This window comes from Coleofasciculus sp. E2-BRE-01 (genome assembly GCF_040221695.1).
Classification (GTDB): domain Bacteria; phylum Cyanobacteriota; class Cyanobacteriia; order Cyanobacteriales; family Coleofasciculaceae; genus Coleofasciculus.
Genome location: NZ_JAVKEA010000237.1, coordinates 1 through 14748, shown reverse-complemented (window position 1 = coordinate 14748; position 14748 = coordinate 1). Strand labels below are relative to the sequence as shown.

Annotated in this window: 11 protein-coding genes and 1 pseudogene; 9 read left to right on the top strand and 3 right to left on the bottom strand. The window is 46.9% G+C overall.

Going from position 1 to position 14748, the window contains the following annotated elements; genetic code table 11:
- Positions 1-374: 374 nt before the first annotated feature.
- The 8 genes and pseudogenes from rpmB (at position 375) to RIG66_RS32495 (ending at position 11671) form a co-directional block, all read left to right on the top strand.
- Positions 375-611: a 50S ribosomal protein L28 gene (gene rpmB, locus RIG66_RS32530; RefSeq protein ID WP_446384054.1), complete on the top strand. Its 237-nt coding sequence runs from the start codon at positions 375-377 to the stop codon at positions 609-611.
- Between the two features lie 435 nt (positions 612-1046).
- A complete protein-coding gene (hpsA, locus tag RIG66_RS32525; protein WP_446384052.1) occupies positions 1047-6122 on the top strand; it encodes a hormogonium polysaccharide biosynthesis protein HpsA in 5076 nt (1691 codons plus the stop codon).
- Between the two features lie 64 nt (positions 6123-6186).
- Positions 6187-6900 carry a hormogonium polysaccharide secretion pseudopilin HpsB gene (gene hpsB, locus RIG66_RS32520; protein WP_446384050.1) on the top strand — a complete coding sequence of 238 codons (714 nt, stop codon included), beginning with the start codon at positions 6187-6189 and terminating at the stop codon, positions 6898-6900.
- Positions 6901-6987: 87 nt separating this feature from the next.
- Positions 6988-8028, top strand: coding sequence for a hormogonium polysaccharide secretion pseudopilin HpsC (gene hpsC / locus RIG66_RS32515; RefSeq protein WP_446384049.1), 1041 nt, complete (start codon positions 6988-6990; stop codon positions 8026-8028).
- A gap of 37 nt (positions 8029-8065) precedes the next feature.
- Positions 8066-8176: pseudogene (locus RIG66_RS32510) on the top strand (type II secretion system protein); the annotation flags it as partial.
- Complete coding sequence (locus tag RIG66_RS32505) at positions 8177-8740, top strand: pilus assembly FimT family protein (RefSeq protein WP_446384056.1); 564 nt, start codon at positions 8177-8179, stop codon at positions 8738-8740.
- A 648-nt stretch (positions 8741-9388) separates the two neighbouring features.
- Positions 9389-10027, top strand: coding sequence for a pilus assembly FimT family protein (locus tag RIG66_RS32500; protein WP_446384047.1), 639 nt, complete (start codon positions 9389-9391; stop codon positions 10025-10027).
- Between the two features lie 315 nt (positions 10028-10342).
- Positions 10343-11671: a bifunctional folylpolyglutamate synthase/dihydrofolate synthase gene (locus RIG66_RS32495; protein ID WP_446384045.1), complete on the top strand. Its 1329-nt coding sequence runs from the start codon at positions 10343-10345 to the stop codon at positions 11669-11671.
- Between the two features lie 82 nt (positions 11672-11753).
- On the opposite strand, the gene RIG66_RS32490 is transcribed toward RIG66_RS32495, so the two are convergent.
- Together RIG66_RS32490 and RIG66_RS32485 are read right to left on the bottom strand one after the other, a co-directional pair.
- Positions 11754-13034: an ABC transporter substrate-binding protein gene (locus tag RIG66_RS32490; protein ID WP_446384044.1), complete on the bottom strand. Its 1281-nt coding sequence runs from the start codon at positions 13032-13034 to the stop codon at positions 11754-11756.
- 434 nt (positions 13035-13468) lie between these two features.
- A complete protein-coding gene (locus RIG66_RS32485; protein WP_446384043.1) occupies positions 13469-14350 on the bottom strand; it encodes a pentapeptide repeat-containing protein in 882 nt (293 codons plus the stop codon).
- A gap of 29 nt (positions 14351-14379) precedes the next feature.
- Here RIG66_RS32485 and RIG66_RS32480 point away from each other — a divergent pair, with 29 nt between their 5' ends.
- The gene (locus RIG66_RS32480) at positions 14380-14571 is read left to right on the top strand and encodes a hypothetical protein (protein ID WP_446384041.1); all 192 of its coding nucleotides are present in this window, start codon (positions 14380-14382) and stop codon (positions 14569-14571) included.
- On the opposite strand, the gene RIG66_RS32475 is transcribed toward RIG66_RS32480, so the two are convergent.
- The coding region (locus RIG66_RS32475) for a hypothetical protein (RefSeq protein WP_446384039.1) at positions 14561-14748 on the bottom strand (188 nt) is incomplete at its 5' end. The genes RIG66_RS32480 and RIG66_RS32475 overlap by 11 nt on opposite strands.

Sequence of the window (14748 nt, the reverse complement as noted above, 5' to 3'; positions counted from 1 at the left end):
GTACAGAATCTTGTTCGGTCAAGCTAACTTCTAAAAGCCGAAATGCCCGATTTTTCGTTCTCACTCTTCCTTGTCTACTGGTCTACCTGTCTACCTTGTCTTACCTAAACCTCAATCTTAAAAAACCTACCCTTGTGAGCTCACCCCCAGCCCCTCTCCCACCGGGGGAGAGGGGAGCAAGAGGGGAGCAAGAGGGGAGCAAGAGAGCAGCCGTGTTCCAGACGTAACCGACTACGTATTATTTGAAGCGATTCCCTGTTGCCCATTGCCTATGACACACCGAGCGAAGCCGAGGTGTTGCCCATTGCCCATTCCCTGTTCCCTAACCAATGACCAAGATATGATGGAGTACGGACTATACTTAGAGGTTAATCATGTCACGCAAATGTCAACTCACCGGGAAAAAAGCCAACAACGCCTACGCCATCTCCCACTCCCACCGTCGCACCAAGAAACTCCAAGAAGCCAACCTGCAATGGAAGCGCGTCTGGTGGCAAGAAGGCAACCGCTGGGTGAAGCTGAGACTCTCTACCAAAGCGATTAAAACCCTAGAGAAGAAGGGATTGCAAACCATGGCGAAGGAAGCAGGGATTAATTTAAATAATTACTAATGCCCTAGGGGAGATGAGGGATATGTAGGGGCGGGTTTCACCACTATCATTGGGTGTGACCTTGATGTAAATAAACCCGCCCCGATATGGTGTCAGAAGTATCCCACCCTGACCAATAAGCAAAAATTATTCCGGGGACTGATATATTTTCTCGAATCAGTGGGTAAGCTAGGAGTAGATAGCTGACGACTAACGTATCAGCGTTCCCAGATGGATTGAGTCATTAAACCTTAGATAGAGGATAATGACTGACATCTCAACATACAGTCGGTATCTTGTCCCATCCGGATAAGCAAAACGAAGATAAACGAAGACATAGGGTGAGCTTTTGGAGTCTTGGGGAGCGCTAAGTTAACCGTTACTATTTGTGAGGGTAAGCCTCATTCACTGCATCGTATTGTTAAACGGATTGAAAACGTCTGACAGGAAACTCCCATGTCAACTCCCAAGCGGTTCTTTCAGAGTACCCAAAATCTATTCCGACCGATTTGGCGGCTAGGACGTGCAATAGTTCGAGGATTTATGAATCGACTGTTGCGCGTTTTAGTGCAGCTATGGGGTAACCCATCGCGCCTCACTCAGCGGGGGTTTGTCCTCCCCACTGTCGTGATGGTGATGCTGGTGGTCACATTATTGACAACAGCGATTGTCTTTCGCTCCTTTGACCGGGCGAAAAATGCCAGTAACTTCCGGGTGAATCAGGCGGTACTCAATGCAGCAACCCCAGCGATTAACCGGGCGAAAGCCAAAATTCAAGCCTTAATGGAAGATCAAGAATTGCCACGGGGAACTCCTTCAGAAGTTTCTCTAAGTCAGGTTTTGAACGAATCCCGATACGAATTGGGTGATGAAGAGCGTGTCAAGTTAGCGTTTGGTGGTGAAACGTTGACAACCGCATGGCGATTCCCTGTGGATACGGATAATAACGGTAGCTTTGATAGTATTACCCTTTATGGGGTTTTCTTCCAAAATCCGCCGACTAGTGGTGGAGAAACGTCCCGAAAAAGAACCCCACTGGATGCACGAACCCCACCCATGGCACAGGGTGCAACTAATCCCAATTGTGACGCTGTTGGTACTAGCGCTAGCTTAGTCGGTACTCAGGGCTGGTATCAAGTGGCTGGGAAGCTGAAGAAGGCGTTCTTTACCTATGTTGTGACTGTTCCCATTACAGACATTAAAGATAATAAGGTTGCTATACAAATTCCAGATATAGGCAATTATGAACCCTACACAGGGAATAAAGGATTTTCGGCTCTAGAACATCAGCTAGATGTAGAAAGAATTCCCTTATCTAACAATGCTATCCTCTACGAGGATGATGTGGAAATGGCGTCGGGTCCTGCTTTCGGCGTCAATGGTCGGATTTTTACCAATAGTAATCTGTTAGTTAAAGAACTAGGAAATCCCACCCGATTCTTTCAAGTCAGCAGTCCCAAATCCTGTTTCTACGAAGCAGAAAATAGCAAAATTGTTGTGGGAGGTAATTTTGGCTATGGTGTGACTCGAGATACGGCGACAACTCTAAGTAATGGAATTGAAACTCATTTGTTTCAAGGGACTAAAGACCCGAATAGTGATCCAAGCACTGGTGAAGAGTTAAAAAACGATAATATATCGGTCAATCATCCGTCTAGTGAAATTGCTTATAACAATGAAGCCTACAATCGACGGATTGAGTGGTTAGTTGAAGAGACAGTAAAGAGTAATACCTTTACTGTAACGGGAACCCCTCCTCCTGCTGCAGAGCTGAGTAACGGCAGTAATGATCCCGAAGAGGTTAAAAAGAAAATACTTGAGCGGATTAATAATCCGGCAAATCTACTCTTTAGTGCTGATGATCAGAAGGAAGCCCGCCGAGACGCATTAGAAGTTTATTTCAGAAATCGCACCCGTCGCGTTCCTTATAAAGAGGTTCCATATAAGCCTAATCTGACTTTAACCGATGCCCTCGATGGTGTGGAGTCAAGCGATATCAAGGGACTTGGTACTGATGAGTTGCGTCCCCCAGACAAATGGATGTTTCCCTTCGATCCTACTGATGGGAAAAAAGCAACAGATTTTGCTAAGCTAACGCTCAAGCAATCTGAGAAGAAACTGCTCCCCGCAGCGACAAAATTTGAAATTCAGAACGAAGAGGGGAAAGAACGGTCTATTGGCGATCGCGTCTTGCTCGGAAATAACCTACCCGCCCTATGGTACAAAGATGGCCAGTTCGTTGGCAGTGAGGAACAGCAAGACATTAATGAAACTGAATGGAATTATCCCGAGGGTGAAGGACCCCGCGCTCGTAAAACTCGTGTGCGAGCATTAGATGAACTCGATACCATCAGCCGGGATGGATTCTGGGAAAACGCTGCTGCTGAACAGCCGAAAGAGCTGTTAGATGGCGTTGGCGGATTGCGGATTGTTACGGGCGCTGGGGTTTACTTACCGCCAGATGACGATATAACGGCTGCCAATGCCTCGACCGTTGTGTGGCCCGACACGATGCCTAGCATCCCTCCCCAGGCTACATTAGCCAACCCACCATCATGGATGGACTTCCCACAAGACGAAGACGGTAAGTATCGTCCCTACTTAAAAATGCGAGCAACGGCAGTTTATCACTACACCAAGGATGACGGGAAAAAACCCATTGCCTGTGTTGCCACCTACTACGATCCCACGAATCGAAATACGGTAAGAAACCGAACAGACATGGCTCTTGCTGATGTGAGCTATGACCTAGTTGGAGCAACGCCAGTAGGGACAAACAAAGCCATCCAGAAACCACCGGGAAATCTAAATTATCTAGGCGGCTCGAATTCCGTCAATGGCATTACCTTCCCTCCTCCTAAAGATGTAACCGATACGACAATTCGACCCTACTTAGGCTACCAAGCGAGTTTATATTATCCCAACGGGCGTCCTGTGAATCAGCTTCTCATAGATGCCTTACAGGCTGTAGATGACGGTGACACCCCAACCTTAGCTCAACAAGGTGCCATTGATTCAACTATCTGCGCCCTGCAAATTTATGGTCAACTTCCCCCTCAAGCTTCTCCGCTCGATTCTGTAAAAATAGGGGGGAAAAACGAAACCCAGGGAGGATACAATCTGCCTGATGGCACGATCATGGAAACAGCCTTTCTGGATGCCAGACAGGTTAAGTTACTGGATGATAACTATGATCCGGCAACGGGTTCTAGCTCACTCACCAGCCGATATGACTTACCCATTGAACAGCGTTACCCCCTAGAAGTTCGCGCTACAGTTATCGACTTGGAAAAGCTGCGGGAGGCTGGCACCAGTCCTAAAAGCCCGTTCGGTACATCCCACGAAAGCCAGGAGTACATATTTCCCAACAGTGGCATTATCTATGCTGCCCGTGATGATGCCCTACCCGATGCAAGCGACACAATTGCGAGTGTTAGCCCAACTGACTTTAAACTCGACCCCACCCGTCGTCCTAATGGGATTATGCTGATTAATGGTTCAGAGTTGGGACGCAGAACCGGAAACCCAACATTTGCGGAAGTGGAGAAGGGTCTCATTTTGGCGAGCAACTTGCCTGTCTATGTCAAAGGGGAATTTAATCCTCATGAAAATGCCTCTAGTGGAACGCTTATTGGCGAGTTTGATACCCTAACGGATAACACTGACGTTACTGCATTCTACAGTCGCTCAGATCATGAGGAACAGTTTGCCTGTCGCCAGGGAGACGAGCGGTTGGATGAGTGTACTCAGGGTGACAGTTGGCGAGCTGCCACAATTATTTCCGATGCCGTTACCCTCCTGTCTAGCAATTTCCGCGAGGGGGTGCGAGCGGATGGGGATTATGATCTGAGAAACAATCAGATTGATAATATTGCCCAGCCTGATGGAACAGCCAATATCAAAACAGCCGCAGATATTCGTAAAGCTCGTATTGCCCAGGGCTTTTGGAACAACAACTTTGTTACCAACGGCTTGAGTAGTGGTCAGTTCTTGGCTAAAGATGCGATTAAGACTGGCTTACCAGCAGCCAACGTGAATCTCATCGATTCTATCTATTCAGGAAACGGGACTAATGCTGTCAGTAGTTCTTACTTCAATAACTTTGTCACTCCCATTCAACGGCGGGGACAGTTCCGAGAATATGTGATGGAGTATTGTGACAAAATACCTGTTTCAGAATGTACAGCGACAGACTGGAAAATAACTGCCACCAAACGAGCCACGGATGATGCCAACACAATTGTTGGAGAACCAGCGGCAACCCTTAGAGGATCGGTCACCATTGGAGGCTCCAACTTATTTGCCAAAGCAGGAACCGCAGGGACAACAGCGACAGGCACGGCAGTCCAATCATCATTTAATTTTGGTGCTACTGTTGCTGATGGGAACCTCCCCCTTCCTGACCCGATATTTGAAAATTATCCCCGTCGCGTAGCCTTTCTACGGAAACCAACAGGGGAGCTAATTGTGGATGACAAAGGGCATCCTATTCCTCTGGGCATTACAGATAATGGTAGTGGTGAAACGATACAGCCATTCCCGTATAACAACTTTACTCCAACGGGGAGTCTTGCGGGTAAGACCTACTGCACCTTCAAAGCACCATCAACATCAGCCTGCGATAATCATAACGCTGGGTTGAGTCGAGCCATGCCTGTCTTACAGAATAACGCTCTGTGGTTTACGACAGTTAAGTCAGGAGGAAGTGGCGATCCAATTAACTCGGAACAGAACTATGGTTATGATTTCCCACTGCTTTATCTGGGAGTTTTAGATGAAACGGATAACCCTGCAAAAAAAGCTGATCCTGACGGTAATGGCATAGGACTAACAGGTCAACCTCGATTGAAGCCAGTGCTTCAGGTTCAATATACCAATGCCAATCCTAAGAGTGATACTGCTGCTAATAATGCCTTTCTTGATGCCCCTAGCAACACTAGTAAGACCAGCAATGAATCCAGAATAGCTGGGTTAACCAACTGGCTACCCAAAGCCAAGGCTGATACAACCATATATAATGCCGCATTTGCCACAGGCGATACCCCGTCACGACCACCTTTTGATTTCGCTAGCCCAACTCTGAGCCATCAGGGTGATTTCAACGGAGGCGTACCTAACTTAGTCCGTTTCATAGAAAACTGGAATTCAGCTACCAGTCAAATTAGGGGTTCATTCATCCAGATTAAGCGCAGCGCATACGCTACCGCCCCCTATGAATCACTGCCCCTGAAGAAGAATGCTGCTGTAAATGGAGGTCTGTTTGGCTATAAACAAATCTATTCCATTGAAAATACTGAGGGGACAGTCTCATACTTCGAGCCTCCAACCAGAAACTGGGGATTTGATGTGGGTCTATTGTCCCAGTTACCTGACCTATTTGCCCAACAATTTACAGCTGAACCGACTGAACAACCCAATGAGTTCTTCCGGGAAGTAAACCGAGATGACCCATGGGTAAAAACGCTCTTATGTGCTACGAATGACGCTAACAAACCTGTCATTAATGAAGACCAACGTCCAGATTGTACATAATCAAAGGACTACAAGCACTCAATCTCGCCAAACCCCAGTGTAAAGCGATAAAAGGTTACCAACGATGCTTCCACCTAAACCTCAACTATGCTCTCGCCCACCCAATCAAGCCGGGTTCACGATTATTGAGTCCCTCATGGCAATTATCGTGGTCAGTATCTTGATGGTTGCCATCTCCCCAGTAATTGTCATTTCCGTCGCCACACGGGTACAGGCGCGGCGGATGGAAATGGCAACCCAAGCCGGTAGAAGCTATCTGGATGCGTTGCGTAGCGAAAGTATCGATGCTCCTCCTATCAGTGACCTTTCTGGTGCGAGTGGCTCGACGAGGGCAGAAAAAATCAGTAACAAACTCGTAGGCATTGCTGCTCCCGACCCCACCGACTTACCCTGTCTGGACAGTCCTGACTATTTTCCCTACTGTAGCGACCCATCATCCGCAAGCCCCTCCATACTCTATTGTGTAGATAACGATGGCGGGGGCTGTAGCAACGACAGCCTCAAAGATATGGTGGTTCAAGCTTTCGGGGTCAATACAGAAACATCAGGAGATAATGAAGAAAAGGCAGAAAAAGGCTACAAATTAGGGATTCGGGTGTATCGAGCCGATGCTTTTACAAGTGGTAGAAAGTTGGTCGGAAGCACTGGCGAACGAGAGTTAGCGGTTACAGGTGGAACGGGCTTAAAACCCAGCCAAGCTCCTCTGCTGGAAATGACCACAGAGATTGTAACCGAGCAAACCAACTATGATGATTTCTGCAATCTTACTGATTGCTAAGGGGGGTTGCAACTAAACCGAAAAACGCCTGACTCATCATCAGTCCTGGAAGTGATAATTGCTAGCCTAGTAAGAGGCATAAGCCCAATGGAAACCATCAAATTTTTACTCTTCACCCGACTTAAGCGCTCGCAGCCAACAGGAAAAGCCGCAGGTTTTACCTTAATAGAACTCCTGGTTGCCCTGATTATGGCAGCTCTGATTATCACTCCCCTATTGGGATTCATGATTAACATCCTCAGTACAGACCGTCGAGAGCAAGCCAAAGCCACCTCAGAACAGGAAATCCAAGCGGCTGCCGATTATATTACCAGAGATTTACAACAAGCTGTTTATATTTATGATGCTCAAGCTCTAAATAACGACCTAGACCTAAAGGATGGGACAACTTCAGGGATTAAAGATCAACTTCCCTCAGTTGACGATGGGACTCCGGTTCTTGCTTTCTGGAAACGCGAATTGATTAAAAATGTTGTTCCATATCAGGAATCAGCTAGCTGTCCGGGCGAGTGTAACGATGCTTTTGCCTATTCACTCGTTGCTTATTATCTGATTCAAGGGGATGACCCAAGCAACCCAAACTGGTCTAATGCTGCCCGAATCGGCAGGTTTGAAATCAGTGATGGCGTGGGAAATCCCTATGAAGATCCGACAAATCCCAATGATGATTATATTAGTGGTCACGAGCCTGATCCAGGATTTGCTCTATTCAATACGGATTTACCAGGAACTCTGAACACAAGAATGAATCGGTGGGAAAAAGGGAAACAACCCTATACAAAATCTGTTGATATTCTAGTCGATTACGTTGACGATACCGAAGCTCAAACCGTTGGTTTATTACCCCCTTCTAGCGATGATGTACCCAGAGAAATTTGCCCAGCTAGTCCTGAATGGACACAAGTACCCGACTATAGCCAAGTCGCTGATGAGTTTAAAACCTACAGCTTTTACGCTTGCGTAAACTGGGAGGCAAATACAGCCAAAGTGTATCTGCGAGGAAACGCCCTAGCCCGGATTCATTCAGCTCCAAACCAAATCGAATACAAGGAAAGCAGATCCTCCTTCTTCCCCACCGCTACAGTTGAAGTGAAAGGCGTTGGTGGCTTATCTCAGGGTGGAAGTTAAAGCCTTGTTCAGATGTCCTCATTCAGAGAGAGAATCCATGAATTTCCCTTTGTTCAAATCATATTGCTCTAAAGTAGCACGAAAACGACCCAAGCCATCCTCAAATGCGGCAGGCTTCTCCCTGATAGAGTTGATTGTGGTTGTTCTGATGATAGCAATTTTGAGTGCGATCGCGGCTCCAGGTTGGTTAGCCTTTGTCAACCGTCAACGGGTGGCTAAAGTGAGTGATGCGGTGTTTAGTGCGATGCAGGAAGCTCAGAGAGAAGCAAAACGCACAAAACTAAGTTATAGTGTTAGTTTTAGAGAAAAAGACGGAGTTCCCCAGGTTGCTACTCACAGAACATTTGATGAAGATCGTAACCTCATCATCAACGATATTGCTACCCAGGATGAGGCTTGGAAAAGGGTAGGTGAAGGTTTAGAGATTAAAGCCAATCAGGTCTTGCTATGTTCAAACGTTGGTACAGATTTTAATAAGGAAGGTTCGCTAACGTGTGATCTCAGTACACCTAGAACAATAACCTTTGATTATCTAGGAAATCTAGCTGAGACGGCGACGGGAGACGAAGCACATACTCCCTTAATTGTTACAGCAGGCATACCCCAATCCAATAATTCTAGTGATGTTATTGACGCAACCAAGCGCTGCGTTCAAGTCAAAACGCTGATTGGCTCCATGCAAGTTGGACAAGAGGATGAATGTAATCCGTGACCCTTGACTGTAAGATATTATACTCCAAATCCGGCTAAACTATCAACCCTACTCTCAAAATTAACTTAGGTCAATTTTGCTGTAAAAAATAACGCTGTATTCATTCTATCTTTTCAAAATTTTATAGAAGATTACGCTAGATTGCACGAGGTTAAGCTTTTTTACCAAACCCTGTTCATAGAACAGTTCTTGCCGCAAAATATCAAAAGGGATTTGCCAGAGGAGCATCCCCTTTTTAGAGAATTGTAGCCGATTATTCATCAGGTTCGTAGTAGGCACTTTAGTGCCTCTATGAACAGAGCAAGATGCTTCTGTTGCGATGAGTAACCTGCTTATTGGTTTTATACTGAATCGGGCTTGATTACCCTGGAAGCCTGTCAAGGATAGGTTGGGGAAAGGGCAAGCCGATCAAATTGAGTGGATACCATTGTTGATTGGTGCAAGCGGGCATCCCCCTCACCCCCAGCCCCTCTCCCACCGAGGGAGAGGGGAGAAAGAAAGGAATCGGAAGTAATGGTTCCCCTTCTTTTACCCCTCTTTCAAAGGTAATAGGCTCCCATTACCCTTATGAAAGCGCCTGATAAAAGTGGGTTGTTACATCGTAGCCTGGAAATCCCCACAGGTTAGTTCAATCAGGGTAACTTGACGATGCGACAAAATAACTTAACTCCAAAACCTATACCTAGCGCCACAGGTGGATATTCGTTGTTAGAAATGATTATAGTGGTTTTCATGATGGGGATATTAAGTGCGATCGCCGCCCCCGCTTGGCTACACTTTACGAATATACAGCGTTTGAACCAAGCTCGCGATCAAGTTTATTGGGCAATGCAAGAGGCGAACAGTAATGCGCGACGTGATAAAATGACCTGGCAAGTCAGTTTTCGCAAAAACTCAGAGGATGTCTTTCAGTTCGCTATTCATCAGGCTGATGCTAGCCAATTCATCCCGGCGTCGGTAAAAAATCATCCCAATTTATGGGAGAATTTTGATCCGAATGTGGTGATTGATGAAAGCAAAAATGATCGAAACAAGTATGAAACCAGCTTAGTAAAGGATGGGTCATCACCCTATTGGCGAGTTCAGTTTAACTACTGGGGTTGTCCTGTTCGCACACCGGATGATGAGTGTGGACAAACCTCCATCCAGGCTTTGGGGCGTGTGACTCTGCGGAGCAAAAATGGGGGTGAAGCAAAGCGTTGTGTGATTGTCTCGACATTAATTGGAAACATGCGAAGAGGACATGAGCATGATCAACCTGATGATACGGGTAAGTATTGTTATTAGTCGTTTGTCCGGTGTCAGCCCTCACCCCCAGCCCCTCTCCCAAGCTTGGGAGAGGGGAGCAAGAGGGGAGCCATGTTGCTTTCCTTTCCGTGATGCCAAAAGCGTCTTTATTTGAGGGTTCCCCTTCTCCCTTGAAACCAAAGCGAAGCATCCTATGGCTTCCCCCTTTTGAAGGGAAGAGGGGGATCTATAAAGGGGAACGAGGAAGGTGAGAGAAGGGGTTAGGGGATGAGGGTGAAAGGCTTGCCAGCATTGGTTTTTACCTTAAGTTGACATAAATGACGGAGCGTGCGCCCCTACGAGTTTGGTATTTGTATGGATATAAATTCTCTGCTGCAACCCTATCAACGTTTTGGTGTCCATTTGGGTTTGGAACGCATCCAGCGACTCTTGGCGGCATTGGGGAATCCCCATCAGCGTATGCCGATGATTCATGTGGCGGGAACGAATGGGAAGGGTTCGGTTTGCGCCTATCTTTCTTCAGTTCTCAGTGAAGCGGGGTATCGGGTGGGACGCTATACGTCTCCTCATTTAATCGATTGGACGGAACGGATCTGTATTAATCAATACCCGATTTCTACACCAGAACTGGTGAATGTTCTGGAACAGGTGCAAGGGGCGATTCCCCCAGATACGGAAGATTCCCCGACGCAGTTTGAAGTGATTACGGCGGCGGCTTGGTTATATTTTGCCCAGGAACAAGTAGATATTGCGGTGATTGAGGTGGGGTTGGGGGGACGTCTGGATGCGACGAATGTTTGTGATCAGCCTTTGGCTACAATTATTACCTCGATTAGTCGGGAACATTGGCAGGTTTTGGGTTCGACGCTGAGTCAAATTGCCACGGAGAAAGCGGGTATCCTCAAAACCAATTGTCCGGCGATTATCGCCCCCCTTCCCCCAGAAGCGAAAGCTGTTGTTCAATCTCGGATTGAGGAGTTAAATTGTCCGGTAACCTGGGTAGAACCTGCCCAGGAATTCAATCGGCAAACTGTAGTCAGGGCGGGTTTTGAACCAAGGTTATCATCAATCGCGACACCTAAGTCCCTAAACCCGCCCCTACATCAAAATGTAGATGCGCCATTATGGGCAAGTTATGCTGGAATAATTTATCCATTGTCGTTGCTGGGGGAGATTCAGTTAACGAATTCTGCTGTGGCGATCGCGACTTTCCAATCCCTGATTCGCCAAGGTTGGCATATCCCTGAGTCTGCTATTGTTTCGGGGATGGCAAATACGCAATGGTTGGGACGTTTACAATGGACTGAATGGAAGAATTATCGCCTATTGGTGGATGGCGCTCATAATCCGGCGGCGGCGACAGGTTTGCGTCAATATGTGGATACGCTGAATACGCCTGTAACTTGGGTAATGGGGATACTCTCAACTAAAGAGCATGAGGGGATTTTCAAAGCATTACTGCGAGGGGGCGATCGCGTTTACCTTGTCCCTGTCCCTGATCATAGCTCAGCCGAGCCGGAAGAATTGAGTGCGATCGCGCGATCGGTTTGTCCTAATCTTGCTGATTGTCACACCTATCCTAACTTAGAAGCTGGGCTGCAAGCGGCAACAACCACGGCTTCTGATTCTACCATTATCCTGTGCGGTTCTCTTTATCTGGTGGGTTACTTCCTTGGTTCTTAGTTGCGCTGTCTTCGCCGGTATAATTTTAAGGTTAGTTCCTGCGTTGAAGTGATGAAGGGCTAAAGCCCTTACTACATACAAACTACAAACTATCCCACATCTGGGCAGCATCAGCTACCGCTTGTTCTACCTCCTTTTCTTCTAACATCGCTGCCTGTAAGTTCTCATAAATTGCAGCTTGTAACTTATTTAAATCCTTCATCGCTGGTACTAATACCTCTGCCTCTGTTAACTGATTGGCACTAATTGCCCGCGCTTGTTCTACGGGTGAAGCATTCGGATTACTTGACAATTGCGCTTGATACTGTTCCACCGCTGCAATGGTTGACGGTAAAACATTTGCGGCTTGAGCAAAGGCTAATTGATTCTCAGTATTTGTCACAAATAGAGCAAAGTTTAAGGCATCCTCTGGATTATTTGTATCCCGTGGAATGACTAAATTCATTACCGCCACATTCTTTTTCCCGGTTTTTCCGGTAATTTGAGGGGATGTCGCTGATACTTTGGCAATGTCGGGGGCGTTGGTTTCAATGGTTTTTAAGAATTCCGCACCGGATGCTAGTAATGCTGTCTCTCCCGCTTGATATAATTCTATGGCATTTCGATGTCCTTGGGTGAGAACTTCTCGCGGTAAGAGTCCTTTTTGATACAAATCCACCCAATATTTAAACGCGGCAATTCCTTCCGGCGTATTAAAGGCGGCTTTTCCTTCCTCATCGACTAACTGCACGCCCATCTGCACAAACGATTCCAACACTTCACTGGAATCATCGGGGATAAAGGTGACAAAAAAGGCATATTTTCCTGTCTTATCTTTCACCTGTTGGGCAACCTCTGCCAATTCAGTATAGGTTGTGGGCGGTTGACTAATTCCGGCTTGTTGGAGTAAATCTTGATTGTAAATCGTCACCCGTGTGGTTAAATACCAGGGGATACCAAAACTTTGATTATCAATCGTACTCGCTTGCCAAATTTTGGGCAAATATCGCTGGCGAATTTCATCGGGGATTGTCTCTTCTAACTCTAACCAAGCATTACGAGTGGCAAGCTGGGAGGCAAAGCTGGGATTTAAGTTAACCACATCCGGTGCTGTTTTTGCGGATACGGCGGTTAAGATTTTACGCTCCATTTCTGCCCAAGGGACATCCACCCAGCGCACGTTTACTTCTGGGTTGTCGGCTTCAAAGTCACTGATGACTTGATTAAAATACTCGGTAAACTGAGGCTGAAGCTGCATCGTCCAGAACTCTATTTCTCCAGCGGCTGAGGGGGCGGGGGCGGGGCTACAGCTTACCAGCCAACTTAACAGCCATCCCAACAGGGCAAATAGTCCAAATTGTTTCCAGGTTTTGATCCGAATCATATTGAGATATTACACCATTTTAAGACTCCCACATCATCCACCAAGAACTCAAGTTCTTGGCTCAAAGCTTAAGTCCATTAAAATGGACTAAAATGCTTATTTGGTTATCAACCCGGTGGGCAGTGTCCACCCTCTGAAGGGGTGAAAAGCTCGCGTCAAAGGTAGGCAGGGTGTGGGGTATGGGGTGTGGGGTGTGGGGAAAATATTAGAGAAACTAAATTTTGTCACCTGAGTTAAGAGTTGTCAATTCCTTTTTCCCTGTTCCCTGTTCCCTGTGACACACCGAGCGTGTTACCGAGCGTGTTACTGAGCGTGTTGCCGAGCGAAGTCGAGGCAAGCCGAAGTAAGCCGAGGTAAGCGATGCCCTGAGCGTTCGACTGAGCGCTCACGCCGAAGTCTTGTCGAAGGGTCGAGGTATTCCCTGTTCCCTTCCCTCACTCATAACTTGATCCATCGGGTAATATCGCCCCGGTTAATGTCGCACCGCGCAGGTTAACCTGATCCATATTGGCATCGAGTAAAACGGTTTCTAGTAAAATTGCTTCAGTTAAATTAGACCAACATAGTTTGGCGCGATATAAATTAGCTTTGCTAAGATTAGCACCTCGTAGGGTTGTCCAACAAATACTCACGCCTCTGAGTTTAGCCCCAACGAGTATCGCTCTGGTCAAGTTAACGCCATTAAGCCTAGCCTGACTTAAATCGACTTCAGTTAAGTCTGCCTGGGTAAAGTTAGCACCATGTAACAGGGCTTTGTTCAGATTTGCCTGTTTTAAGTTTGTTTCTAGAAGAATCGCATTTGTCAAATTCGCCTTTTCTAAATTGGCGCTAATTAATGTAGCATAAGAGAGATTCGTGCGACTGAGTGAAGCGTCTATCAATTTTGCCTGATTTAAGTTAGCTTCCCGCATGATTGCCTCACTGAGAATGGCTTCCGACAGATTGGCACGACTGAGATTCGCACCATTCAAGGTAGATGCCCGCAAACTGGCATTGCTTAAATTGGCTTCACTAAGATTAGCTTGGGTTAAGTTACTCGAAATTAGGTTTGCTTCGACCAAATCTGTGCCACGTAAGGTGGTTTGAGTAAGATTTGCTTCTCGAAAGTTGACGAGTTTGAGAGACGCCCCAGTTAGATTGCTTTGGCTTAAGTCAGATCCTCGTAGGTTGGCATGAGTCAGATCAGCACCAATCAGGGAGGCGTTTCTAAGATTAACTCGTCTGAAGTCCCGTTCCCCTACTGCATATCGTCTCAGCAGTTCATCGGCATCCATAATCGTGTTTTGATTGCCTAGGTAGATGTGCATCAAAGGCATTAAGTCATCAAGTTTACCGTAAGGGATTCATGATTGGTGAGTTGTTTGGGGTGTCGGGTGTCGGGTGTCGGGTGTGGGGTATGGGCGAGATGGGGAGATGGGGGGAGGTAGAGACCATGGGTGTCAACTTAAGCCACATTACCCACGATAGGATACTGGGTGTGGGGTATGGGGTGTGGGGTGTGGGGGAAAGCGAGCAATTTTGGCTCACTATGTATTAAACGGAGCCTGTTTGAAAAAAACATTGTGGATAAATAGGTGAGGTGAATGGTGGTAGGTGTGAGGTTTTTTCGCCTCCAACAGACAATTCCATCCCGACACCCGACACCCGACACCCGACACCCGACACCCGACACCCTTGCTCAACCGAGCTTTCACCTTAAGTTGACACCAATGGG